Genomic DNA, 23,592 nt, shown 5'->3' with positions numbered 1-23,592 from the left:
TTGGAAAGCAACCTTAAAGTATTTAAGAGTGATAGGTTTGATGTGGAAGATGCAGCAAGCCTATCACTTTTTTTGTATCCGGATTCTCTGTTCATTTTTGCCAAGGATAAAAACCAGAGCAATATTTGTATTCACGAATACATTCACTTCGATTGGAACACCTTAGATCAATTGGTGATTTCAGATCATTTATTAAAAACTGATATCCCTGCCAAAATCTACCTGCACCAGTCTGACTTCAGTCTCATCCCTGGTGTTTTATTTCACCCTGGCAATGAAGCCACTTACTTAGCGTTTGCGAGAGAACAACAAGCCAATACAAGCTATTTCAATACGCCCCTGGACAGCAATAATCTTCAGGTACTTTCGTGCATTTCCGACAAGCTGAGGAAATCCCTAGAAGCCCGTTTTACAGATTTGACCTTCCATCATGGATCCGTTTCATTCCTTTCTTATCTATTCAAAGAGCGATTTAATCTGATAGGACAAGAAATCTTGATCAGCCTATTTGACAATCAAATCTATGCCGCAGCCTTTTTAAATCAAGAACTTTCAGCATTCAACATCTTCTCTGTTGACTCCAAAGAGGATATTCTGAAATATTCGTTGATTCTTGTTGAGCAATTGAAATTTGATCGAAACCATATGCGGGTCAGCCTTTTTGGAGCTACCGATGAAAGTGGGATTACTGAAAATTGGGGAAAGGAATACTTTCATCATTTCCGACTATTGACTCCACATGCCAATCAGAATTTCACCCACGGATTCAAGCATTTGAAATCAGTAAACCTATTTGAATCTAATTGGCAATATGATTGATCCATGAAATCGAGCATGACTCAAGCGTCACCCATTAGGATTATCTACCATGCGAGATTCCATCCCGTTTCCTTCGTCACGGGACAGGTTATGGCCTTTAAAAAACAATTATAATCACATGAAAAAAACCGCCATTTTCCCCGGCTCATTTGACCCCTATACACTTGGTCATCACGATATCGTAATGAGAAGTCTGGATTTATTTGATGAGGTAATTATCGGAATTGGCTACAATTCCACCAAAAAATCTAGATACTTTGAGATCGATGATATGGTGGCTAAAGTAGAAAGTGTGTATGAAAATATACCCGGAGTGAAGGTCATCGTGTACAACGAACTAACATCTACACTTGCCAAAAAACATGACGCAAAGTACCTGATCAGAGGCTTGAGAAATACGACTGATTTCGAATATGAGAATACCATCAGCCAGATGAATCGCTACCTAAATGATGAATTGGAGACCGTATTCCTGATTACTTCACCAAGATATGCAGCCATCAGCTCCACTATTATTCGAGAAGTACATCGCTTTGGGGGCAATGTGGCAGAATTCCTCCCTTATAATGTCTGAGGTTTCAGATGACTCTTTATGTACTGCTTAAATAGATAACGCATCGATGGATAGGAATTGATTAAAGCGATTTTAGCATCTGCCTCATAAAACCATCTGATATCCTCAATACCCTCTTCTTTCTGCGGGGTCATCTGAGCATCATTCACACAGTCCATCTCAAACCAGTACGTCTTCTTTAGGATACTTTTTCTGTCCTGTGTGTAGGTATGCCAGGTATTGCAGATTGGGTTGCACGCCTTGACTTTTATGGCGCATTCTTCTTCCACTTCACGAACAGCACATTGCTTTGGAGTCTCCCCTTTTTCGAATTTTCCTTTGGGAAAATCCCATTTTCCAAGCCGGAAAATCAGCAGAATTTTATCCTTTTTAGCAACTACCCCACCGGCAGCCTTTATGATAGAAAAGCGACTTTTCACAAACTTTTTCAAAGCAGCCTTATCCTTGCTGACCAAAGTGATGGAATCCAAATCCTTGAGCTTGCGGGTACGAAGCAGATACAGTAAGCGGATAACTAAGTCATGGGAAGGCTCATGAAATAATATATCATCTTTCCATGGTAAATGGGCAGGCAAGTCTTCTTGCTGGTGATAAACAGTTTCGTAAGACTTCGAGGGATTCAGTTCCTCATAGCTAATCAGGTCAAAAGGTTTATCATTCACGAAGATTCTCATGTTGAATCAAAGGTTTGGCATGGTTAGAATAAGTCAAAAGTGCATATTTTTTTCACCTGCTACAACCTTAGCCAGCGTTAATCTATTATTTTTGATTTATGGAAATTTTAGATGTGAATGTAGCTGCTGAGGTAGCAGATAAATTATTGGAGATTAAAGCAATTAGACTTCAGCCTGAAAAGCCTTTCACCTGGGCATCTGGCTGGAAATCACCAATTTACTGTGACAACAGACTTTCTCTGTCTTTTCCAAAGGTGCGGACAATGATTAAAGAACAATTGATCAGAAGCATTCAGCATTATTTTCCAAACGTAGAAGCAATCGCAGGAGTGGCTACTGCCGGAATACCTCAGGGAGCTTTACTTGCCAATGATCTTGATCTTCCATTCATTTATGTGCGATCTAAGGCCAAAGGCCATGGAATGGAAAATATGATCGAAGGCAAGGTCGTGCCAGGCCAAAAGGTAGTGGTGGTCGAAGATCTAGTCTCTACAGGAGGTAGCTCACTGAAAGCAACTCAAGATCTGCTTGACGCAGGATTTGAAGTGTTGGGAATGGTTGCCATTTTTAGCTATGGCTTTGATGTGGCTGCGCAAAACTTCGAAAAAGCAGGTGTAAAATTGGTATGCCTAAGTCATTACGAAGCGATGCTTCCCATGGCAGTTCAGAGAAAATATATCAACGACGACATGCTGGAATCTCTTTCGGAATGGAGAAAAGATCCGGCAAGCTGGAAACAATAATTCTTCTAAAAACTACAAAAGGCAGTGAATTCCCACTGCCTTTATTATTTGCTACTTACCAAAGCCTACTTTTCAAAAAGACCTATAGACCCTCCTACCCAGTCTTTGTCTTTGTTAAATTTCACGCCTATCATTTCCCCGCGGCTCAGTCTTACCAGATTCCCCACCATCGTTGGTTTCTCCTCTGCTTCTGGCCACAGCGCAAGAATCCTGACTTCTACTTTCACTTTTCCGTCAGGAGATTGAATGACAGGAGCATAAGTCACCTTCTTCTGGAGAATGTACAGACCCTTATCTTTCACAGCTTCTACATCAGCTTTTTTCACATTGAAAATCACCCCTGAACCTGAAAATGAAAACAAAGGCTTCAGCACATAATTCTCTAAATCCTCAGGTATTTCTGTTATTTCTCTTAATAGGGTAGTTTCTATAAAATATTGCCCATGTAGATAAGGTAAAATAAACTTAGAAATCCTGGTGTACCAGTTCGGATGTCCTGCCCACTCCACATCCAGCTTTTCTTCAAAACTGAACTGTAGCTTCAAGTCCCTACGAAGATCCAACTCATCAAAAATCACTCGGTTATAAATCCGCTTGATCCTCACTTTTTCTCCAGCTTCATTTCTATAAAAAAGTTGCTCCCCTTCTTTGATCACTTCCGTCACGCAGATGATTGGAATGCCTAGATCTCTATGGCAATAGTAAAAGTCAATCTTTGTATTCTGCTTCTCCGGCTCAATTTCTAACAGAACAACTTCTGAGATGTCGTTGCCATTTAGCACAACTTCCTTCAACTTATTCAAATAGGAGTCTTCATCCATTCCCGACAGATAAGGAGTCATTTCTGAAGTAAAAGGATAGTACTTCTGAATCTTCCGGAAAAGATTAAACTGAAAATTAAAGATGGATGGAAATCCCTGAACCTCGATGAGTTTTGGTACAATCCGTCCATTTTCTTCACAAATACCGAAATCAATCGCCATAAACTGAGTATGGGTATCTTCATTTGGCACTGCGGTATTCAGATCTATAGCGCGCTGCGTAATTGCTTTGAAGTCAGGTTTTCTGACAAAATCAAATACTTCTTTACAGGCTTCTTCCAGTTGGTTTTTCAATCCATTAGGGATGAAAAAGGGGGTTTCTGCTACTCTGAAAGTAGGCGAAAAATGGAAGTCCTCTGCTAAATTATCAAGGAATGTCCGATATTTCTCTACAGAAAATCCCTTATTAAACTGAGCTCTGCGGGATTCAATCATAGTGCGTCAAATTAAGATTAGCGATTTCGAAGCTTTTACTTTTTGAATGGATTGCTCAAGAAAATTTGGAATCAACGTCTCATTCGTCTTGTATATTTTATCCTCATCTACTAAGTGTTCCAGCATCTTTCTAAACTTGATTTTACCCATGGACGTAATAATTTTCTCTTTAACCTCAGCTTTTTTCAAATGTGCCAGAAAACTTACAGGATCTGCCTCAGGATGAAATTGCGTCCCCACCATTTCCTGAGAAAATCGAATTGCCATAATTGCACGCTCGTATTCTACATGATCCCGGATCTTTTCCAGCGCGATGATTTTGGCCCCTAGCAATTTGAATTTCTTCATATCAGGCTGCCCTACTTGGTAATCTCTAGAGTCTATCGCCCAAAAAGGATTAGCAAGATTGTGCAGCAAGGAATCCTTTTGACCTTCGGCTGTCATATGTACCGGCATCACACCAAAGGAGGTAGATTTTCTTTTTGTCAGCGTACCTAACCCAAAATGCCTACAAGCCATCTGGAAAGAATGACAAATGAAGAGTATGTATTTCTTATGATTATGATTTTGATTCCATATCCAAATTTGATCCAAAAAATCAAAATATTTCAAGTCCCAATCACCATCTCCATCCATCGGATTACCCGGTCCACCGGTTGAAATAAAGAGGTCATAATCCCAGATTTCAGGAATTTCGGCTTTGCCTCTCACATCGAAGACTTTGTAGCTTAGCTGACGCTCAAATCTGGCGACAATGTCTTTGATACAACGCATTCCCTGATTTGGCTCACCATCATACATATCCAAGATCGCCAAGTTCAATTTTCTCATTCCCACGTTGCCTAGTATTTATTTTCGATCACAAAGGTAATAAAAGCGCTTAAATCCCCTCTGTAAACTTCGATGTGATCATATCCACCACTTTCTTGAGATCCTGAGTCTTGTCAAATACGGCCAATTGCTGGTCTGCTCCTGTACCATTTTTTAAGATTTGATGGACATATTCGATTTCTTCCCGACTGTCTAGTTCATCTACTACATCATCCACAAAATCCAGCAGCTCCATGATCAACTCATAAGTGGGCACTTCTACTTTTCTGCCAAAATCAATAAGTTTTCCTTCGATTCCATTTCTCGCCGCCCGGAATTTGTTCTCACGGATCAACGCAATTCTGTAGATATTAAAACTTGTATTGCTGAGCAAAAGTCTGTACAATTTGGCTACAACAGCTTGGATCAAAGCCACAATACAATTTGTCTCCTGTACTGTGAGACACATATCACAAATGCGGAATTCAATGGTGCTGAAAAAAGGATGAATCCGAAGATCCCACCATATTTTTTTGGGATTATCTATGCAGTTTGTTTTTACCAGTGTCTCCAGAAAATTATCATAGGACTGGACAGAGTCAAAATACTCCGGCAATCCTGTCCTAGGAAATTTGGCAAAAATCTTAGCTCTAAATGCTTTGAAGCCCGTATTTCTCCCTTCCCAAAAAGGCGAATTGGTGGTCAATGCATAAATATGAGGAAGAAAGTAGCAAGCTTGGTTCATCAGTTGAAGCGCAACGTCCCTATTATCGATTCCGACATGAACATGTAGTCCAAAAATCAGGTTGGATCGGGCTATGTCTTTTAATTCATCCACAATAGTGTGATACCTGGGGTCATCTGTGATTTCCTGGTCTTGCCATCGAGCAAAAGGATGGGTGCTGGCTGCTCCTACTAAAAGTCCCTGATTTGCAGCTAGCTCTGCTATTTTATTCCGGAGATACGAGACTTCTTTGCGTGTCTGGGTTACATTTTCGCAGACGTTGGTACCTACTTCCACCACTGATTGATGCATTTCAGCTTTCACTTGCTCTTTGAGCGTGATTTTCCCACCCTCCACAATTTTGGACATGTGCGAGCGAAGATCTCTGGTTTCAGGATCTATAATCTGATATTCTTCTTCTACGCCTAGCGTAAATTTCGGGAGCTTTTTCAGGGATGAAGCCATGGTTTTCGTTAAGCTATAATTTCTAAAATCTCTTGGAGCTGCCTACAGCATCTCTCATAAATGTACCCCAGGTTAAATTTATTTTTCCGGACTTCTGAGCTTTTGCGTAGCTAATTGCCATTTTTGCAGCTTCCTCCACCACCCACTCAAAATTCTCTGCGCCTACAGAATTCACATCCGCATCTGGAGCAGGATTCCCGAAATCAATCGCATAAGGGACACCGCCCTTCACAGCAAATTCCACTGTATTGAAATCATAGCCTAGTCCTTTACAGAGGCGAAGGGTATAATCTTTAACAGTTGCCAACAATTTCTTAGACGAAGGAGGCCCATCCACCACATAGCGTAAATGGTGCGGATTGCGCGGTTCGTAAGGCATGATTTTCACCGCTTTCCCACCAAGACAATAGACTCTGAAGTACTCCTCAAAAACAATTTCCTCCTGAAGCAGCATCACGAGCTGTCCAGTTTCGGGGTGAATTCTGAAAAACTCTTCCAAATTCTCCAATCGATACACGTTCTTCCAACCTCCACCTGCATAAGGCTTCATATATGCCGGAAAACCCACATAGTTAACTATTCCTTCCCAATCTAACGGCGCCACCAGGTTCCTGAAAGAGTTAGAAGTGGTGTCATCAGGATGCTTGGCAGAGGGTAAAATCACCGTTTTGGGAAGTGGTACTCCCAATTGATCAGCAAGTGCATTATTGAAAAATTTATCATCAGCACTCCACCAAAATGGATTATTGATCACTGCTGTACCTGTCAAAGCAGCATTTTTTAAATACGCTCTGTAGAAAGGCACATCCTGCGAGATCCTGTCAATAATGACCGCATATTCTGTCAACTGGTTCTGAATCACTTTATCAATTTGCACCGCTTCTGCGATGACTCCTTTTTCGGCTTTTTGATTCACTCTGTCAATAAAAGCCTGAGGAAAAGTGTCCTCCATTCCGAAAAGTATTCCTATTTTTTTCATATCTAAATTGATAATAAGAGGTTCTAATTAAAGTTAATTCTGCTGAGGTAATGTGGAAACATCTCCTTCCAAACATCCCAATCATGCTTACGATTCTGACGCACATCAAACCAGTGACTCACATTTTTTGCTTTGAGTGTTTCATGAAGCTTGATATTGGCATCGAAGCAGATATCCCAATTTGACGTTCCTAAGACAATATCCATTTTCCATAGTTCCTGATCATGAAGATCTGGCAGGTACTCAAGTGGATTATTGTAATAGATATCATCATGCTGATAGCCATCCATAAAGTTCCTAATGTCAAATGCACCAGACATGCTAAATAAGTGGCTTACGTATCCGGGATATCTAAAAGCAAAATTAGCTGCATGATACCCACCAAAACTGCACCCAGCTACCACCACTTTTGCCACTGCCGTGTTTAATCGGATAGGCTCCACGATCTCTTGGCAAATCATTTTGTCGAAAGCGACATGATGCTGAATCCGCTCATGAGGAAGAATATTCTTATTGTAAAAGCTATCAACGTCATTGCTTATTGGGCAATAGATATTGATGAGTCCCTGCTCGATGTACCATTGAGCGGATTTCACTAGCCCCATGTCGCGATTTTCATGGAACGAGCCTTTAGACGTAGGGAAAACAACTACAGGATACCCCGCATGACCAAAAACTAACATTTCTACATCCCGCTGCAGATGGGGAGAAAACCATTTTAAATATTCTTCATTCATGTGTTTATAATTGATTTTCAAAGGTCATAACCTGTCCCGTGACGAAGGAAACGGGATAGCCTGTCCCGCCCGCCGCGGCGGATCGGGAGAATCTCGCAAGGCTGATAATCATCCATCTGTGTGACGCTTGAGTCATGCTCGATTTCAACAAAGAGTGAAAAATCAGAGGTTTTCTCTCACTTTCAAATACTAGTCAAAATTTCCTGAAAAGAAAAGAAAGGGATGTTAGCTAATTAATAAAAATTCAGACTATTTCCTTTTTAAATGTAGATCCCGCTCATTTTTAAGAATATAATTCCTAATCAAACCTGCCAGAATGAAAACCACACAAATCCCTACACTTAACCATTTGGATGTGGTGAAAAATGAAGCAAGGTATCCTAAAATCAAACGCTCAGAAGGATAACTTAATAATAAACCTGAAACCATTAGATTTTCAAAAAAATCTAAGCATACGATAGCAAAGGGTAAAACAAGAAACTTTTTTTGCTTCCAAATTTTACTTATTAACCCACTCAACAGCAATAAGTAAACAAGCATATAAGGTGTATCAAGTACCCAAATACCCATCAAATATCTCTCGCGTATACTGGCCGACATGCTTTTTATGACCCGAATTCCTTCACTCCCTGAATACGCAAAACGCAGATCCAATGCTAGATCCGTAGGCATGAAGCGGTTGAGAAGGAAATTAAATAGAACAAATAACACGAACAGTACTACCAAACTTAAAGGCTTGTCCAGTATTTTAAAAATAGCTTTCATGTGTTTATAATTGTTTTTCAAAGACCACATGGAATCTCGCATTACGGATAAGCATCCCAGTGTGTGTCGCTTGAGTCATGCTCGATTTCATGTGATTACAATTGATTTTTATTGGCCACAACCTGTCCCGTGACGAAGGAAACGGGATGGAATCTCGCATGGTAGATAATCATCTCAGTGTGTGAGCCTTGAATCATGATCGATTTCATTAAAATAATCTGACAAAAATGATTGTGATTTTACTTCGGCGATTCTAGCTGACCATTAAAATTCAAACTGATCTTTCTCTACGAAAGAGCCCAGAATTAGGTTGTGAACCAACTCGCATACATAGGATAGTTTTTGGCTGTTCTTGTGATGACTTCATCCATGGCAGCTCCAGTATCCTTCACTTTTTTGGCAGGTATCCCAGCATAAATCGAGTTAGCTTCCACGATAGTATTAGCCAAGACTACTGCCCCAGCAGCGATCACCGCTCCGGAGTGAACCACCGCACCATCCATTACTATTGCTCCCATACCTATCAATACTCGATCGTAAATCGTGCATCCGTGTACTACAGCATTGTGCGCAATGGAAACTTGGTTTCCAATATATGTTCCAGCCTTTTGGTAGCTACAATGGATTACTGCACCATCTTGAATATTGGTCTCATTACCAATTCGGATTTCATTAACGTCCCCACGAATTACTGCATTAAACCACACCGTACAGTTATTCCCTAGTACGACGTCACCAACTACAGTGGAATTAGGTGCTAACCAACAACTCTCTCCAAATGCAGGGTTTTTTCCATTTACTTCAAGTAGCAATGCCATATTTACTAAACTATTTGTGTCTCACTTATTCGGCTATTCAAGACAAAGTTTCACTTTTTCTGACGAGTAATGAACTTTTTACCAGAATTTGAGTTTACATGTATATACATCTAAATTCGAACCAAACTTATCACAATGAAAACTATCACACAAACAGGCTTTATTCTAGCAGCCGCACTTATGGCCTTTGCTTGTAGCAAACCGGCAGAAACGGTAGAAGCCACAGAAGCACAGGAAGTATCCCAAGCAGAAGGAACTACTCTTACATTGCATCCAGAAGATTCAAACATAGCTTGGATGGGTTACAAACCTACTGGACAACATCGTGGGATAATCCCAGCTACCACAGGTACTGTCACTGTAAATGGTACAGAAGTAACTGGTGGTTCATTTACTTTTGACATCACTGCACTTGAAATACATGATATGGAAGTAGGTACAGAGATGCATGGCAAATTGCAGACACATTTGCAGTCAGATGATTTCTTCGATGCAGCAAACCATCCAACTGCAACTTTCGAAATCACCGCAGTCGAACCTTTCACTGCAGAAGATGTGATAACTGACGAGGAGCAATTTGCTTCTGAAAACACACCAACAGCAAACAGTGAATTAGCTCCTGAAGCTCCTAATTATTGGGTAAGTGGTAACTTAACTATGAGAGGAACTACCAAAAACATTAAGTTCCCCGCGACTATCAATGTAGCTGACGAGGCTGTAACAGCGAAAGCTGGATTCAATATCGATAGAACTGATTGGGGACTTTCTTATGGGGACGAAGCAACTGTAGCTGACAAAGCAAAAGACAAATTCGTTTACAACAGCGTAGGTTTGGTATTGGACGTGAAAGCCAATTAATCATAACAAACTCATTGAAAAGAGGAATTCTAACAGGATTCCTCTTTTTTTGTGCTACCAATGATAAGCACTTCCTTCATTTACCCTATTGCAGATCCAATTTGGATCGAAAAATTATGTCGCTGGGCTGACAAGCATTTTGACTTTTTTGCCTATACGAGTGGGAATGGCCATGAATATCCAGAGGAATCATTTGCCACACAGTTTTTTGCGGGGAATAGTCAAGTACCAGAGAATGAAATCTGGAGCAAAGCTACCAACTTCAAAAAAGTCGGAATCATCGGCTATGACTTCAAAAATCGGTTGGAAAAGCTCCAAAGCAATAACCCGGCTTTTTTTGATCTACCAGAACTATGCTTTTTCAAACCTGAACTTTCCATAGAATTTCGTCAAAATGAAATCCATTCACCAAGTGAATTAAGTTTGCATTTTTGGGATGAAATAGAAAAAACAGAACTCCCAAGCTCACCTATGACAGGCTGCGTTGTAACAGCACAAATTTCCCGCGAGGATTACATAAAAACAGTAAATACAATCCAGAACCACATAATTGAAGGAAATACCTACGAAAGCAACTTTTGTCAAGCCTATTTAGGGTCCTTTGATTCCTGGGATCCTGTTACAGCTTATTTCAACCTGAACAAGCTTTCGCCCATGCCGTTTTCATCCTTATTCAAAGCAAAATCTCATTGGTTGGTTTCGGCTTCTCCAGAGCGCTATCTGAAAAGAACTGGATCGAAAATCATAGCACAACCGATAAAAGGAACCAAAAAACGGGGGAAATCCTTGGCCGAAGATGCGATCAACAGAGAAACGCTGGCCAGGAGTGAAAAAGAGCAAGCTGAGAACTTAATGATTACTGACCTGATGCGAAATGACCTTTCTAAGGTCTCAAAAACCAGCTCGGTGGAAGTCAAGGAACTCTTTGGTATCTATCCCCTACCCCGAGTCTTTCAGATGATCAGCACGGTAATTTCAGACTTGAAGGAAGATGTAAGCTTATCTAAAATTATCCAAGCTTCATTCCCGATGGGAAGCATGACAGGAGCTCCGAAAATCCGTACGATGGAAATTATAGAAGAACTAGAAAGCTTCAAGAGAGGATGGTTTTCAGGTGCTTTTGGAGTGATTGAAGAAAATGGAGACTTTGATTTCTCAGTGATCATCCGCAGCATTATTGCCGACCTGGAAGTAAAAAAACTCTATTTCGGAGTGGGCAGCGCCATTACTTTCGATGCTGTTGCAGTTCAGGAATATGAGGAATGCAGTCTCAAAGCTCAGGCTATTCTAGAAGTGCTCAGTGGAAAATAAAAAAGACATATCAGTCCTCCCATTCCGGAAAATCATCCATGTGGATATGGACGCTTTTTATGCATCTGTGGAGCAGCTTGACCATCCCGAATGGCGGGGAAAACCGCTGGTAGTAGGCGGAAATGCTGCTAGAGGCGTAGTGGCTGCTGCCAGTTATGAAGCAAGGAAATTTGGTGTTTATTCTGCTATGCCGTCGGTTTTGGCGGCGCGGAAGTGTCCACAACTTATTTTCGCACCAGCAAGATTTGATCGCTACAAGGAGATTTCTAGTCAAATCCGGGAGATTTTCTACGAATACACTGACTTGGTGGAGCCGCTGTCTCTGGATGAGGCATTTATGGATGTGACAGAAAATAAGAAGGGCTTGAAATCTGCAATTTTGATAGCCAAGCAAATCCGTCAGAAAATCAAAGAGCGTACTGGGTTAAATGCCTCTGCGGGAGTTTCATACAATAAATTTCTGGCAAAAATAGCCTCTGATCTGAACAAGCCTAATGGTCAGGCGGTGATACTTCCTGAAGAGGCGGAAGCTTTTTTGGAAAAATTGCCCATCAAAAAATTCTTTGGAATCGGCAAAGTAACGGCAGAGAAAATGAGTGGTCTGGGAATTCATAGCGGAAAAGACCTGAAGCAGTTTTCACTTCAATACCTCACACGGAAGTTTGGTAAATCAGGCATTCATTTTTTTAATATAGTCCGGGGAATTCACCTCTCGGAAGTGCAGCCACATCGTATCCGAAAATCTATCAGTGCAGAAAACACTTTTGAAAAAGACCTCTTGGCTATGGAGGACCTACTTTCTTCCTTAAAACCAATCTGTGATGAATTGATCAAGCGGATTAAGAGATCTGGGATCAAAGGCCGTACAGTCACCTTGAAAATCAAATTCTCAGATTTCACCCAACAAACCCGGAGTAAAACTCAGGAGCAATATCCTGATGAAGAACATATTTGGGGTATAGCTCAGGAACTTTTAGCTCAAGAACCCTTCAGCAACTCAATTCGATTATTGGGACTGGGCATATCCAATCTCAACATTACTGAGGAACAAGTTCACTTTGGGGAGCAACTAAAAATTCCTTATGTAGGATAAGAAGCACTTATCTCCCACTATTTCATGTGTTTATAAGTTAAATTTTTTAGCCCTTTTAGAGAAATAGTCGCGTGAGTATACTGTGGTTATTAAATATCCTCTTGTGTGACGCTTGAGTCATGCTTGATTTCTCTGTTCTTTTGCCTTGACGCAAAAGAACCAAAAAGTCAAGACGCCAGCAAAGCTTCCCCCCGCAATCCAGCCGCCTGGCTCGCTGCTGCGTCACCCCAGCGCGCCATAACAACAAGCAAATCTGCTGATGCGGTGTTTGCCGGGATATAATCATCCCCCTGTGTGTCGTCCGCTCCTCATGGGTATTTCATCTGTTTTATTTTGATTTTCAATGGTCATAACCTGTCCCGTGACGAAGGAAACGGGATAGCCTGTCCCGTCCGCCGCGGCGGATCGGGAGAATCTCGCATGGTAGATAATCATCCCACTGTGTGTCGCCTGCGACATGCTCTATTTCATGTAAATAAACCTATTGTCATTAAGGAATAAGAGGCGGAAATCAATTTGGGCTACCTCTCCCGACAATGAACACTAGGAGTTTTAACAAATAAAAGAATCCCACTTTCTGCCATTTTGTCCGCATTTTCGTAATTTCGCCATCTGTAAAAAGGAAAGAAGAAGTTACATGAATAATTTAATTGCAGACATTGATATCATCCCAGCAGAAGAAGCACAAGCTTGCGACTTTAAAACCACTGTGGATGAAAACACCGGCAAAACCAGAAAACTTTACATCGAGAGTTACGGTTGCGCCATGAATTTCGCTGATTCAGAGATTGTAGCATCTATTATGAAAGATGGTGGGTTTGACACAACATCTGATTTTTATCAGGCCGATGTGATTTTTCTCAATACCTGCTCCATCCGGGAAAAAGCAGAACAGACTGTACGAAAACGCCTCACTGATTTCAACAGAGCCAAAAGAAACAAGCCTGAAATGACGATTGGGGTGCTGGGCTGCATGGCTGAGCGACTGAAAGAAAAACTACTTGAAGAAGAAAAATTAGTAGATATCGTCGTGGGGCCGGATGCTTACCGTGATCTTCCAAATCTGCTCTCAGTAGCTGAAGACGGACAGAAAGCTGTAAATACTTTTCTTTCCCGTGAGGAAACTTACGCAGATATCTCACCTGTACGACTGAATTCCAACGGTGTATCGGCATTCATTTCCATCATGCGTGGCTGTGACAATATGTGCTCTTTCTGCGTAGTGCCTTTTACCCGAGGAAGAGAAAGAAGCCGTGATCCTTACTCCATTATCGAAGAGGCTAAGGATCTTTTCTCCAAAGGATACAAGGAAGTGACGCTGCTCGGTCAAAATGTAGATAGCTACAAATGGTCTCCTGAAGAGAACAACAAAGCCAGACTGAACAAAAAGGAAGAGAAAGTGACCACTGTGGTCAATTTCGCCAACTTATTGGAAAAGGTTGCCTTGGTAGATCCGAGCCTACGTGTGCGCTTCTCTACATCCCATCCCAAGGACATCACAGATGAGGTCCTGTACACGATGAAGAAGTACGATAATATCTGCAAATACATCCATTTACCCGCACAAAGTGGGAATTCCCGCGTATTGGAAATGATGAATAGAACCTATGACCGGGAATGGTACTTGGAGCGCGTTTCCAAAATCAGAGAGATTCTTGGCGAAGAATGCGGAATTTCTTCTGATATGATCACTGGATTTTGCAGCGAATCAGAGGACGAGCACCAAGACACGCTTTCCTTAATGGACATCGTGAAATTCGATTTTTCTTACATGTTTTTCTATTCCGAGAGACCTGGAACTTTGGCTGCAAAGAAATATGCAGATGATATTCCTTTGGAAGTGAAAAAACGAAGACTGGCTGAGGTGATTAAAAAACAAAGTGCAACTTCTCTAGAGAGAAATAAACTTGACCTAGGAAAAGAGCAGATAATGCTTGTCGAAGGAGCTTCCAAGAAATCAGCAGACGACTTCAAAGGCAGAAATTCAGCAAACAAAGTAGTGATCGTACCTGCAGGAAACTACGGTAAAGGCGATTACTTAAAGGTTAAAATCACCGATTGCACTCCGGCAACGCTATTTGGTGAAGTTATTGAAATAAACCCGAAACATTGATGATTACAAATCCGGAAATTCAAACCGTCAAACAGCGCTTCGGGATCATTGGCAATAGTCCACTTTTGAATCATGCAATTCAGGTGGCAATGCAAGCGTCTCCTACCGATATGACAGTGCTGATCACAGGGGAAAGTGGCAGTGGTAAGGAGAGTTTTTCGAAAATCATTCACTCCCTCAGCCCTCGCAAGCATGGCAAATTCATAGCTATCAACTGTGGAGCTATCCCCGAAGGAACGATTGATTCCGAGCTTTTCGGTCATGAGAAAGGCTCTTTCACCGGAGCTCACGAAGCCAGAAAGGGATATTTCGAAGTAACAGATGGAGGATCGATCTTCCTGGATGAAATAGGAGAATTGCCTTTGGGTACTCAGTCTAGGCTACTTCGGGTGCTGGAAAATGGAGAATTCATCAAAGTAGGTTCTTCAAAAGTCCTAAAAACCAATGTCCGCGTAATCACTGCTACCAATGTCAAACTTCTCAAAGCAGTAGAAAAAGGCAAGTTTAGAGAAGACCTTTACTATAGATTGAATACCGTTCCGATTTTTGTACCCCCACTGCGGGAGCGTGGAGAAGATGTGGTTTTACTATTCAGAAAATTCACCTCGGACTTTTCAGAAAAATACCATGTTCGCCCTATTTCTTTGGATATTGAGGCTCAGGCAGCTTTGATGCGTTATTCCTTTCCGGGCAATATTCGTCAGCTGAAAAATATAGCAGAGCAAATTTCTCTCTTGGAAAATGAGCGGGAAGTAGATGCTGCAACCCTGGCAAAATACCTGCCATCAGACAATTATCGTCTACCGATGACCCTTCCTAGTCTGTCAAAAAACAGTGACACATCAGATTTCTCCGAGAGAGATTTGCTGTACAAAGTACTGTTTGACATGAAAAAGGACATGACTGAGTTGAAAAAACTTGTGCTGGAGACCTATCAAAATGGCGGGTTAAATTCTAACATTATCCAAAAGCATCAGGGACTTTTCGAAGATATGGATAGTGGATTTGGCAGCAAAGAAAGTACTGAATCCAATCCTAGTTACGTTCCTTTAGTGATCGATTCTCAAAAATCTAACTCATCAAATGACGATGATTATGAAGATGATGTCTTTGAGGATATTATAGATGAGGAAGATGATAATTCACTTTCACTGGAAAAGAAAGAAAAAGAAATGATTCTCAGAGCTTTGCGCAAGCATAATAATAAGAGGAAATACGCGGCAAGCGATCTGGGTATCTCAGAACGAACGCTATATAGAAAGATTAAACAATATGAAATTGACCAATAAGAACAAGCTCTTTGCACTAGGACTGGTCTTTTTCCTTTTCCAAAGCTGTTCAGTCAAATACAGCTTTACGGGTACAAATATCGATTACAACCTAGTGAAGACATTTACTGTTGATAATTTCTTCAATGATTCCGGAGGAGGGCCTGCGAATATAGAACAGAGATTCACGGAAGCCCTGAAAGAGTATTACCAGAGAAACACTCAGCTAGAGCTAGTGAGATCGAATGGTAACCTGCAGTTTATGGGAGCAATCACCCGCTATACAGTGACACCGCAGGCAGCTGTGTCAAGCAGTGATCCTAATCTCCCGGATCGTGCGGGCACTATGCGTTTGACCATATTCGTGGACGTAGAATACATCAACACGACAAACGAGGAGGAAAATCTAAAAAGAGGATTCACCTTTTTCAAAGATTACAATCCAAGGACCACTACCTTTTTGGACGTGGAAAGTGAGCTGGTAGATGAGATTTTCACTAATATCATTCAAGATATCTTCACAGCTACAGTCGCTAACTGGTAATTTTCTTATATTCAAACCATAAGAAATATTCCCTTGAACGCAGTCCAATTTTTAGATATTATCCAAAAAACCGATTCTTTAGATTACAGTGAGATACTGCAGTTACAGATGGTGCAGGAAAATTTCCCTTACTTTCAAATTCCATATATCCTCAAAGCACGCTATGAATATCAGAATGATGATAGTAAAAAAACTTCCGCTCTAGCCTATGCAGCGATCACAAGTCCAGATAGAATTTGGCTGAAAAAGCTGATAGAAAAGAAGGGGGGAAAAGCTGTCGCACCTAAAGATGATTTGATCGAGACTATTCAAGGAGAAGAGAAGAGGAAAATTGTCAAGGAGGAGGAGAATAAACCTATAGACCTTATCAAAGGAATTAGCAAAAAAAAGATCAAACTTGAATCGATCAAGGAGATCGAAGCAAAACAGAATGCTGGGAACCTTGCTACAGGCTGCACCCAGATTAAATACAATCTGAGTGCAGCCACCATGCGCTTAACTATTGTTATTGATGTGGAATATATCAACCCAACAAACGAAAAGGAAACTCTAAAAAGACCCTTCACGTTTTTCAAGGATTACGATCCAATAACTACTACTTTCCTGGATATGGAAAATGAGTTGATAGATGAGATTTTCACTATCATTCAAGATATCTTCACATCCTCAGTCGCTAACTCGGATTTTAACTATATTCAAGCCAAAAGAAATATTCACGTGAACGCAGTCCAATTTTTAGAAATAATCCAAAAAGCAGCTTCCTTAGATCGAAGTGAGATCCAGCAGTTGCAAAAGGTGCAGGAGAATTTCCCTTACTTTCAAATTCCACATGTGCTCACAGCACGTTACGAATATCTAAAGGATGGAAAAGGTAATCCTCCAGCACTAGCATACGCCGCGATCACAAGTCCGGATAGAACATGGCTTAGAACTCTGATAGAAAAGCCGGAAGAGTTCGTCAGCATCCCAAAAGAATCGCTTCGTAATTCTGAAAGTAAAGTTGAAGAAAAACTTGGACCCTCTGAGGAGGAGAATAAGGTAGAAGCCAAGTCCGAATCTGTTAAACCAAAACCGCAGAGAAGAAAACCTCCGAAGGATGATCTGATTGAAACCATCAAAAGAAAGGAAAAAAGGGTGATTGTGGACGAGAAAAAGAAGGAGCAGATAGACCTGATCAAAGCTTTTAGCAAAAAAGACATAAAGCTAGCGACGATCAAAGAGATAGAAGCAAATCAGAATACCGAAAATCTGGCAGCTGCCAGCACCCGGATCAATGATAACTTGATATCAGAGTCGTACGCGAATATTCTTGCCAAACAAGGTAAGAAGCAATTGGCCAAGGAAATTTATGAGAAGTTGGTATTGAAGTTTCCAGATAAAAGGGCTTACTTTGCGGACTTGATTGAAAAACTGAAAGATTAACACCCACATTATATGTTTACTTTATTGATTACAATTATTCTGATTTTAGCTGTCTTGCTCATCTTAGTGATCCTAGGCCAGAACTCTAAAGGTGGGGTGGGCGCAGCATTCGGTGGCAGTGCTTCTCAAATCATGGGAGTGACCCGTACCGGAAATGTACTTGAAAAAGCTACTTGGGTACTGGCAATTTCTATCCTTACACTTTCTTTGGCATCTTCTGCTTTCTACACTGGAGCGCAGTCTAATCAATTTTCATCTCCAAATATTGAGAATGCCAAACAGCAAGTGGTAGCTCCTACTTTTGGGGAAAGCGAAAGCTTGCTTCCTGCAGCTAGTGAAGAAACTTCTGCTGAACCTGATACAACTTCAGGAAACTAAGAAAATATCGCTAAATTATTTTAAGTCTGCTCCGCAAAGGGCAGACTTTTCTTGTTTATAGACTTATCCCGATACAGACTTCAGCAAAAGTCGCTTACTGATAGGAACCAGTGTTTCTTCGATGGGAAATTCTTGCTGGCTATGAATTCTCCAAGTGGCAGGGTTTGGCAGTTCCTTGATCTCTCGGATCAAATCCATTTTGATTCTTTCTAGGGTATTTACTATGCTGCGCTGGAAAACCCCAACCAGCCACATGCTGATGCTACGGAATTTTTCACCCGCAAAATGCAGCAAACTTGATCTATAGCGAAAGGCATGAATATCCTTTTTTTTATCCCTGGACATCAAGATATAGCCTTCTTGATTATAGATCGGAACAATTCCCACAGGTTCAAATTCTAACTGATCTTCCACATAATCGTAAATCGTTCTGCCTTCTTCGATCTGTGCAACCAATTTTGGTATTGCAAATTCAGTAATCATAGTAAGCTCTTTCATGACTCCATCCTCACTTACCTTGGATAGGTAGTTCAACTTTCCTTTTTGAAAGTCAATAGAATCCAGCGTCTTTGGAAAAAGCTTAGTAAGCTCCGTCTTACCAGACTTCAATTCCTCCAAATCGCGGTAATGATCTATCAATTCGGACAGAACAGGATAAAGCTTCATCTCATTGAAATGCTTGTTAGTTTCCTGCAGATAGGCCAGCAACTGATACTTTTTATACTCGAAATCTATAAGGCCTTCGGTAATCCAGTTTTTAGGTAGTGAGGTCATAAGAAAAAGGTTTGACTATAAATTACGAATTTCTGACAATTCTGAAGCGATGCTAGCAAAAATGGCAGGCTGTCATGCCAAAAAAAACAGCCTTTCGCCATCATTTTCTAAGCATTAACAGCCGATTTGTCAGCCTTTGCCATTATTCCTTCCTTGGCACAAGAAGTGCTATTAGGCAAGTATATTTTAAACTAACCTTAAACGAATTTATATTATGTCAAATGTGAACATCAAACCTCTTGCAGACAGAGTTTTGGTACAACCTGCTGCAGCTGAAGAGAAAACAGCTTCTGGACTATACATCCCAGATACCGCTAAAGAGAAGCCACAAAAAGGAACTGTAGTAGCAGTAGGAGATGGCAAAAAAGATGAGCCTTTAACTGTTAAAGTTGGCGATACAGTATTGTACGGTAAATATTCCGGTACTGAGCTGAACGTAGAAGGTAATGACTATCTCATCATGAGAGAGTCTGACATCTTTGCAATCCTTTAATAAATCATCCCTAATCTTTAACTCAAAATAGTAAACAATATGTCTAAGCAATTATTTTTCAACACAAGTGCCAGAGATCAGCTGAAGAAAGGCGTTGATGCGCTTGCAGATGCAGTAAAAGTAACATTGGGTCCTAAAGGACGTAATGTGATCATTGATAAGAAATTCGGCGCACCTACAATCACCAAAGATGGTGTGTCTGTTGCCAAAGAAATTGAATTGGCCGAGCCAATTGAAAATATGGGTGCGCAGCTTGTAAAAGAAGTAGCTTCCAAAACTGCTGATGATGCAGGTGATGGTACTACTACTGCAACTGTCCTTGCACAATCCATCTTCGGTGTAGGTATCAAAAATGTAGCTGCCGGAGCTAACCCAATGGATCTTAAAAGAGGAATAGACAAGGCTGTAGCCGCAGTGGTTAAACAACTACAAGCTGACTCTAAGCAAATTTCTACTTCTAAAGAAATCGCTCAAGTAGCTACTGTTTCTGCCAACAATGACGAAGAAATCGGAACCATGATTTCTAACGCAATGGACAAAGTAGGTAAAGACGGTGTGATCACTGTAGAGGAAGCAAAAGGTACTGAAACTGAAGTAAGAACTGTAGAAGGTATGCAGTTTGACAGAGGTTACCTTTCTCCTTACTTCGTAACTAACACGGAGAAAATGGAGGTTGAACTTGAGCAGCCTTACATCTTGATCTACGACAAAAAGATTTCTTCTATGAAGGAATTGCTTCCAGTACTTGAGCCAGTAGCTCAGTCAGGTAAGCCATTAGTAATCATCTCAGAAGACGTAGATGGTGAAGCACTAGCTACGCTTGTAGTCAACAAAATCAGAGGTGCTCTGAAAGTGGCTGCTGTAAAAGCTCCAGGTTTCGGTGACAGAAGAAAAGCAATGCTAGAAGACATCGCGATCCTTACTGGCGGCACAGTTATCTCTGAAGAAAGAGGTTTCAAACTAGAGAACGCAACTATTGATATGCTTGGTAGATCTGAGAAAATCAATATTGACAAAGACAATACTACTCTAGTAAATGGTGCAGGTGATAAAGCCGCTATCAAAGGTAGAATCGCAGAAATCAAAGCTCAGATAGACAAAACTACTTCTGACTACGACAGAGAGAAATTGCAGGAAAGACTAGCAAAACTATCCGGTGGAGTGGCCATCCTTTATATCGGTGCTGCTACAGAGGTAGAAATGAAAGAGAAAAAAGACCGTGTAGATGATGCACTTCATGCCACTAGAGCAGCAGTACAAGAAGGTGTTGTAGTAGGTGGTGGCGTAGCGCTTGTAAGAGCTGCTGAGGCACTTAATAACCTTAAAGGTCTTAACGAAGATGAAGATACTGGTATCAACATTATCAGACAAGCAATAGAATCTCCATTGAGAACTATCGTATTAAACGCTGGTGGTGAACCTTCTGTCGTGATCAACAAGATCAGAGAGAACACAGGTAACTATGGCTACAATGCAAGAACAGATGTGTACGAAGACTTATTCAAAGCAGGTGTAATCGATCCAACTAAAGTAACTCGCCTCGCTCTTGAGAACGCAGCATCTATCGCAGCGCTTCTTTTGACTACTGAGTGTGTAGTTGCTGACTTGAAAGAAGATTCTCCTTCTATGCCTCCTATGGGTGGCGGCGGAGGAATGGGCGGCATGATGTAATCATCTCCCACCATACTTTCTAAAGGAGGTTCCCAGGAGCCTCCTTTTTTATTGCCTGAATATGAGTAGTTCAATAGATTTAAAATAAAAAAGGTAGTTAAACCTTTTTCTTGGATCAGTATTAATTGTATTTTGGCTGAGTCAAAATTCCTTTTTTCAACCCTAAATCTCTCAATGATCCAATTTGACACCATTTTTCTAGTGGATGATGACCCGATAAATAACCTTATCAATAAAAGGCTACTTGGGAAAGTTGGTATCGCGGGGAATATTGTTGAGTTCCTCGAAGGGGAGCAAGCTTTACTCCAGCTCAACGATTCTGACCCAAACCAATCACTTCTTATTTTTTTAGATATAAATATGCCTGTTTTAAACGGCTGGGAATTTTTGGATAAATACCAAGAGCTACACCCTAATCGGTCGGATAAAATAGTCATCCTTTCCAGCTCCATTGATTATCAGGATAGATTTAAAGCGCAAGGATATCAGATTGTTTCCGGATTTCTGGAGAAACCTCTGACTTTAGAAAAAATAAGAATTCAGATGGAGAAATACGAGCAAAACTTACTCTGATCCTATTCAATTATAGGTTTTAATCTATCCCAGATGTCCCGGATCAGTAGGAAGGGCACCAGTGTATTATCACCCGAGCCACCCATTCGTACTATCACCAAACCCTCCGACGGCACTACCATCAAAAACTGGCCATTTTTGCCCATGGCCTGGTACATATCGGTAGGAGCATTCGGTACCAGCATACCTGGGAAGATCGTTTGAGTTCTTGGAACCATATAAGAACTCTTGCCATTCAACCAAGTCAGATAACCATAGCTTCGATTGAGATTTTGAGAGGACTTGGATAGCTTATCAAAAAAATCTCCAGACCACACCTGACTCCCGTTCCAGTTACCATTTGCAAGTAATAAAAGTCCAAATCTAGCAAATGAACGCGCATCGCTGTAGAATACATTGTTCTGACCTGTTTGCTGCCAAAAGCCCTTCATCCCAATCTTACCACCCAGATTCTCATCAAAATACTTTTGAAAACTTAGGCCAGAGGCATTTTGAATTGCCTGTTCCAACAAGGTGTAGGGCGCATTATGATAAGCCCATCTTTCCCCTGGCTCAGTTAGAAATGTTAAAGAAGTTGGGCTAGTATCATCCTGATTTGCTACCCCATCATCCAACCCTGTCGTCATGCTCAGCTGGTGTATCAATCGAATTGCACGCTCTTGTTTGCTAGGAAGAGATGTCCAACCTTCTCCCAAGTATTTGTGACTTCGATCACTTATTTGTAATAGTTTTTGATTTTCAGCGATACCGACTAACGTCGCTGTAAGTGTTTTTCCCGCAGAAGCCCAATACCAATACGAGTTTTCATCCATCTTCCCTACTCCGGTAAGCTTATCACCCCAGTATTCTTCCACAACTATCTTACCGTCCTTGAGAATAATAAAGGCCCTCGTATCCTGCGTAGGTAGCCAGGCCAAAAATTCAGCGAATTTCACCCCATCCCAGCCTAATTCCACAATAGATTGCTTCTCCCAGACTGAAGATTCTAAGGAAGGAAAATATAAGTCTGAAGTCTGTATTGGAGGTTTTTGAGCCTCAGCATAGAAGGCTATCATACATGTCAAATAACCGAGAATACTTATTTTATGGAAATCCATGAGTACTATTAGCTTAATTAGATTATCAACAAGTTTAATACTCATTTTATTGCAAATTTGATGAAAGAATAGCCAGATGGTTAAATTCCCGAATACAGCTATAGTAAGGTTATTTCTATTCAAAAGTAAGTGAAATCTAAGCAATACAAGTCAACGCATTGGCTCAGTAGGTTTCAACTGGTAGCAACACTCATGCAATTGAAAACCAATTTTATGATAAAATCCTGTCGCCCCTTCTGAGGCAAAAAAAATCATTCTTCCTTCTCCAAAAACGGATACTTTTTTGCGATCATGGTTATCCTAACCTTGTTTTGGGTTATTTGGACTATTTTTTAGATAGCACTAATTAAGTACATCTCTCAATTCTTCCTCTTTTTTGAACATGGCTTTAGCAAATGGGCAAAGTGGAATGACTTTTATCTCTTCCTCCCTTACATATTCCACTAGCTCGTTTAATAATTTCAGCCCAATTCCTTGACCTTGTAAACTGTCATCTACTTCAGTGTGTTCGATGATCATCTTCTTCGGCCCAGCCATCACATAGACCATTTCTGCAAATCGCTTCGCCCCTTCTTCCAGATAGAAAGAACCTCTTTTCCCATCAAATTGATGTCGGATCTTGATCTCACTCAT

At 40.9% G+C, this 23,592-nt stretch carries 27 protein-coding genes; 14 read left to right on the top strand and 13 right to left on the bottom strand.

Features of this window, described 5'->3' with window-relative positions:
• Both U3A58_RS05775 and coaD read left to right on the top strand, forming a co-directional pair.
• On the top strand, positions 1–819 hold the full coding sequence (locus U3A58_RS05775; protein WP_323822454.1) for a DUF3822 family protein: 819 nt from the start codon (positions 1–3) through the stop codon (positions 817–819).
• Between the two features lie 118 nt (positions 820–937).
• Positions 938–1,393, top strand: a complete 456-nt coding sequence (coaD, locus tag U3A58_RS05770; protein ID WP_323822453.1) for a pantetheine-phosphate adenylyltransferase — start codon at positions 938–940, stop codon at positions 1,391–1,393.
• On the opposite strand, the gene U3A58_RS05765 is transcribed toward coaD, so the two are convergent.
• Positions 1,381–2,067: an NUDIX hydrolase gene (locus U3A58_RS05765; RefSeq protein ID WP_323822452.1), complete on the bottom strand. Its 687-nt coding sequence runs from the start codon at positions 2,065–2,067 to the stop codon at positions 1,381–1,383. The genes coaD and U3A58_RS05765 overlap by 13 nt on opposite strands.
• A gap of 98 nt (positions 2,068–2,165) precedes the next feature.
• Here U3A58_RS05765 and pyrE point away from each other — a divergent pair, with 98 nt between their 5' ends.
• Positions 2,166–2,810 carry an orotate phosphoribosyltransferase gene (gene pyrE / locus U3A58_RS05760; protein ID WP_323822451.1) on the top strand — a complete coding sequence of 215 codons (645 nt, stop codon included), beginning with the start codon at positions 2,166–2,168 and terminating at the stop codon, positions 2,808–2,810.
• Between the two features lie 65 nt (positions 2,811–2,875).
• Here pyrE and U3A58_RS05755 read toward each other — a convergent pair whose 3' ends face one another.
• The 8 genes from U3A58_RS05755 to U3A58_RS05720 all read right to left on the bottom strand — a co-directional run bounded on the left by U3A58_RS05755 (position 2,876) and on the right by U3A58_RS05720 (position 9,364).
• Positions 2,876–4,066 carry a hypothetical protein gene (locus U3A58_RS05755; RefSeq protein WP_323822450.1) on the bottom strand — a complete coding sequence of 397 codons (1,191 nt, stop codon included), beginning with the start codon at positions 4,064–4,066 and terminating at the stop codon, positions 2,876–2,878.
• Positions 4,067–4,072: 6 nt separating this feature from the next.
• Positions 4,073–4,897: a type 1 glutamine amidotransferase gene (locus U3A58_RS05750; protein ID WP_323822449.1), complete on the bottom strand. Its 825-nt coding sequence runs from the start codon at positions 4,895–4,897 to the stop codon at positions 4,073–4,075.
• A gap of 49 nt (positions 4,898–4,946) precedes the next feature.
• Entirely contained in the window at positions 4,947–6,065 is a 1,119-nt protein-coding gene (locus U3A58_RS05745; protein ID WP_323822448.1) for a carboxylate-amine ligase, read from the bottom strand.
• A 22-nt stretch (positions 6,066–6,087) separates the two neighbouring features.
• Entirely contained in the window at positions 6,088–7,044 is a 957-nt protein-coding gene (locus U3A58_RS05740) for an ATP-grasp domain-containing protein (RefSeq protein ID WP_323822447.1), read from the bottom strand.
• 23 nt (positions 7,045–7,067) lie between these two features.
• Positions 7,068–7,781, bottom strand: a complete 714-nt coding sequence (locus U3A58_RS05735) for an alpha/beta hydrolase-fold protein (RefSeq protein WP_323822446.1) — start codon at positions 7,779–7,781, stop codon at positions 7,068–7,070.
• A gap of 4 nt (positions 7,782–7,785) precedes the next feature.
• Positions 7,786–7,929, bottom strand: coding sequence for a hypothetical protein (locus tag U3A58_RS05730; RefSeq protein WP_323822445.1), 144 nt, complete (start codon positions 7,927–7,929; stop codon positions 7,786–7,788).
• Positions 7,930–8,030: 101 nt separating this feature from the next.
• Entirely contained in the window at positions 8,031–8,546 is a 516-nt protein-coding gene (locus U3A58_RS05725) for a hypothetical protein (RefSeq protein WP_323822444.1), read from the bottom strand.
• Between the two features lie 305 nt (positions 8,547–8,851).
• On the bottom strand, positions 8,852–9,364 hold the full coding sequence (locus tag U3A58_RS05720) for a gamma carbonic anhydrase family protein (protein WP_323822443.1): 513 nt from the start codon (positions 9,362–9,364) through the stop codon (positions 8,852–8,854).
• 135 nt (positions 9,365–9,499) lie between these two features.
• Between U3A58_RS05720 and U3A58_RS05715 the strand changes: the two genes are divergently transcribed.
• From U3A58_RS05715 to dinB, 3 genes are read left to right on the top strand one after another with little or no spacing between them, the layout of a single operon-like run.
• A complete protein-coding gene (locus tag U3A58_RS05715; RefSeq protein ID WP_323822441.1) occupies positions 9,500–10,222 on the top strand; it encodes a YceI family protein in 723 nt (240 codons plus the stop codon).
• 60 nt (positions 10,223–10,282) lie between these two features.
• On the top strand, positions 10,283–11,533 hold the full coding sequence (locus tag U3A58_RS05710) for an anthranilate synthase component I family protein (protein ID WP_323822440.1): 1,251 nt from the start codon (positions 10,283–10,285) through the stop codon (positions 11,531–11,533).
• Positions 11,534–11,540: 7 nt separating this feature from the next.
• The gene (gene dinB / locus U3A58_RS05705) at positions 11,541–12,626 is read left to right on the top strand and encodes a DNA polymerase IV (protein ID WP_416377285.1); all 1,086 of its coding nucleotides are present in this window, start codon (positions 11,541–11,543) and stop codon (positions 12,624–12,626) included.
• A 282-nt stretch (positions 12,627–12,908) separates the two neighbouring features.
• On the opposite strand, the gene U3A58_RS05700 is transcribed toward dinB, so the two are convergent.
• A complete protein-coding gene (locus U3A58_RS05700; protein ID WP_323822438.1) occupies positions 12,909–13,085 on the bottom strand; it encodes a hypothetical protein in 177 nt (58 codons plus the stop codon).
• A 178-nt stretch (positions 13,086–13,263) separates the two neighbouring features.
• Here U3A58_RS05700 and miaB point away from each other — a divergent pair, with 178 nt between their 5' ends.
• The 5 genes from miaB to secG are packed head-to-tail and all read left to right on the top strand — an operon-like array spanning position 13,264 to position 18,351.
• On the top strand, positions 13,264–14,739 hold the full coding sequence (gene miaB, locus U3A58_RS05695; RefSeq protein ID WP_323822437.1) for a tRNA (N6-isopentenyl adenosine(37)-C2)-methylthiotransferase MiaB: 1,476 nt from the start codon (positions 13,264–13,266) through the stop codon (positions 14,737–14,739).
• Entirely contained in the window at positions 14,739–16,028 is a 1,290-nt protein-coding gene (locus tag U3A58_RS05690) for a sigma-54 interaction domain-containing protein (RefSeq protein ID WP_323822436.1), read from the top strand. The genes miaB and U3A58_RS05690 overlap by 1 nt, the downstream gene beginning before the upstream one ends.
• The gene (gene lptE / locus U3A58_RS05685) at positions 16,012–16,551 is read left to right on the top strand and encodes an LptE family protein (protein WP_323822435.1); all 540 of its coding nucleotides are present in this window, start codon (positions 16,012–16,014) and stop codon (positions 16,549–16,551) included. The genes U3A58_RS05690 and lptE overlap by 17 nt, the downstream gene beginning before the upstream one ends.
• Before the next feature lie 33 nt (positions 16,552–16,584).
• Positions 16,585–17,973 (top strand): hypothetical protein, encoded by a 1,389-nt coding sequence (locus U3A58_RS05680; RefSeq protein ID WP_323822434.1) that lies wholly within the window; start codon positions 16,585–16,587, stop codon positions 17,971–17,973.
• A 12-nt stretch (positions 17,974–17,985) separates the two neighbouring features.
• The gene (secG, locus tag U3A58_RS05675; protein ID WP_323822433.1) at positions 17,986–18,351 is read left to right on the top strand and encodes a preprotein translocase subunit SecG; all 366 of its coding nucleotides are present in this window, start codon (positions 17,986–17,988) and stop codon (positions 18,349–18,351) included.
• Positions 18,352–18,414: 63 nt separating this feature from the next.
• On the opposite strand, the gene U3A58_RS05670 is transcribed toward secG, so the two are convergent.
• Positions 18,415–19,125, bottom strand: a complete 711-nt coding sequence (locus U3A58_RS05670; protein ID WP_323822431.1) for a hypothetical protein — start codon at positions 19,123–19,125, stop codon at positions 18,415–18,417.
• A 214-nt stretch (positions 19,126–19,339) separates the two neighbouring features.
• On the opposite strand from U3A58_RS05670, the gene U3A58_RS05665 reads away from it, so the two are divergent.
• The 3 genes from U3A58_RS05665 (at position 19,340) to U3A58_RS05655 (ending at position 21,862) form a co-directional block, all read left to right on the top strand.
• Positions 19,340–19,618, top strand: a complete 279-nt coding sequence (locus tag U3A58_RS05665) for a co-chaperone GroES (RefSeq protein WP_323822430.1) — start codon at positions 19,340–19,342, stop codon at positions 19,616–19,618.
• Positions 19,619–19,657: 39 nt separating this feature from the next.
• A complete protein-coding gene (gene groL / locus U3A58_RS05660; protein ID WP_323822429.1) occupies positions 19,658–21,289 on the top strand; it encodes a chaperonin GroEL in 1,632 nt (543 codons plus the stop codon).
• 174 nt (positions 21,290–21,463) lie between these two features.
• Entirely contained in the window at positions 21,464–21,862 is a 399-nt protein-coding gene (locus U3A58_RS05655) for a response regulator (protein ID WP_323822428.1), read from the top strand.
• A 2-nt stretch (positions 21,863–21,864) separates the two neighbouring features.
• On the opposite strand, the gene U3A58_RS05650 is transcribed toward U3A58_RS05655, so the two are convergent.
• The gene (locus U3A58_RS05650; RefSeq protein WP_323822427.1) at positions 21,865–23,004 is read right to left on the bottom strand and encodes a serine hydrolase domain-containing protein; all 1,140 of its coding nucleotides are present in this window, start codon (positions 23,002–23,004) and stop codon (positions 21,865–21,867) included.
• A gap of 297 nt (positions 23,005–23,301) precedes the next feature.
• Positions 23,302–23,592, bottom strand: a complete 291-nt coding sequence (locus tag U3A58_RS05645; protein WP_323822426.1) for a GNAT family N-acetyltransferase — start codon at positions 23,590–23,592, stop codon at positions 23,302–23,304.

It is taken from the genome of Algoriphagus persicinus (assembly GCF_035156415.1).
In the GTDB taxonomy this organism is placed as follows: domain Bacteria; phylum Bacteroidota; class Bacteroidia; order Cytophagales; family Cyclobacteriaceae; genus Algoriphagus; species Algoriphagus persicinus.
This window is presented reverse-complemented; position numbering and strand designations above follow the sequence as displayed.

Excerpts from the sequence above, each read along its gene's own strand:
- coaD (WP_323822453.1), top strand. The coding sequence starts at position 938 with ATGAAAAAAACCGCCATTTTCCCCGGCTCATTTGACCCCTATACACTT.
- U3A58_RS05765 (WP_323822452.1), bottom strand. The coding sequence starts at position 2,067 with ATGAGAATCTTCGTGAATGATAAACCTTTTGACCTGATTAGCTATGAG.
- pyrE (WP_323822451.1), top strand. The coding sequence starts at position 2,166 with ATGGAAATTTTAGATGTGAATGTAGCTGCTGAGGTAGCAGATAAATTA.
- U3A58_RS05755 (WP_323822450.1), bottom strand. The coding sequence starts at position 4,066 with ATGATTGAATCCCGCAGAGCTCAGTTTAATAAGGGATTTTCTGTAGAG.
- U3A58_RS05750 (WP_323822449.1), bottom strand. The coding sequence starts at position 4,897 with ATGAGAAAATTGAACTTGGCGATCTTGGATATGTATGATGGTGAGCCA.
- U3A58_RS05745 (WP_323822448.1), bottom strand. The coding sequence starts at position 6,065 with ATGGCTTCATCCCTGAAAAAGCTCCCGAAATTTACGCTAGGCGTAGAA.
- U3A58_RS05740 (WP_323822447.1), bottom strand. The coding sequence starts at position 7,044 with ATGAAAAAAATAGGAATACTTTTCGGAATGGAGGACACTTTTCCTCAG.
- U3A58_RS05735 (WP_323822446.1), bottom strand. The coding sequence starts at position 7,781 with ATGAATGAAGAATATTTAAAATGGTTTTCTCCCCATCTGCAGCGGGAT.
- U3A58_RS05725 (WP_323822444.1), bottom strand. The coding sequence starts at position 8,546 with ATGAAAGCTATTTTTAAAATACTGGACAAGCCTTTAAGTTTGGTAGTA.
- U3A58_RS05720 (WP_323822443.1), bottom strand. The coding sequence starts at position 9,364 with ATGGCATTGCTACTTGAAGTAAATGGAAAAAACCCTGCATTTGGAGAG.
- U3A58_RS05715 (WP_323822441.1), top strand. The coding sequence starts at position 9,500 with ATGAAAACTATCACACAAACAGGCTTTATTCTAGCAGCCGCACTTATG.
- U3A58_RS05710 (WP_323822440.1), top strand. The coding sequence starts at position 10,283 with ATGATAAGCACTTCCTTCATTTACCCTATTGCAGATCCAATTTGGATC.
- U3A58_RS05700 (WP_323822438.1), bottom strand. The coding sequence starts at position 13,085 with ATGTCGCAGGCGACACACAGTGGGATGATTATCTACCATGCGAGATTC.
- miaB (WP_323822437.1), top strand. The coding sequence starts at position 13,264 with ATGAATAATTTAATTGCAGACATTGATATCATCCCAGCAGAAGAAGCA.
- U3A58_RS05690 (WP_323822436.1), top strand. The coding sequence starts at position 14,739 with ATGATTACAAATCCGGAAATTCAAACCGTCAAACAGCGCTTCGGGATC.
- lptE (WP_323822435.1), top strand. The coding sequence starts at position 16,012 with ATGAAATTGACCAATAAGAACAAGCTCTTTGCACTAGGACTGGTCTTT.
- secG (WP_323822433.1), top strand. The coding sequence starts at position 17,986 with ATGTTTACTTTATTGATTACAATTATTCTGATTTTAGCTGTCTTGCTC.
- U3A58_RS05670 (WP_323822431.1), bottom strand. The coding sequence starts at position 19,125 with ATGACCTCACTACCTAAAAACTGGATTACCGAAGGCCTTATAGATTTC.
- U3A58_RS05665 (WP_323822430.1), top strand. The coding sequence starts at position 19,340 with ATGTCAAATGTGAACATCAAACCTCTTGCAGACAGAGTTTTGGTACAA.
- groL (WP_323822429.1), top strand. The coding sequence starts at position 19,658 with ATGTCTAAGCAATTATTTTTCAACACAAGTGCCAGAGATCAGCTGAAG.
- U3A58_RS05655 (WP_323822428.1), top strand. The coding sequence starts at position 21,464 with ATGATCCAATTTGACACCATTTTTCTAGTGGATGATGACCCGATAAAT.
- U3A58_RS05650 (WP_323822427.1), bottom strand. The coding sequence starts at position 23,004 with ATGAGTATTAAACTTGTTGATAATCTAATTAAGCTAATAGTACTCATG.
- U3A58_RS05645 (WP_323822426.1), bottom strand. The coding sequence starts at position 23,592 with ATGAGTGAGATCAAGATCCGACATCAATTTGATGGGAAAAGAGGTTCT.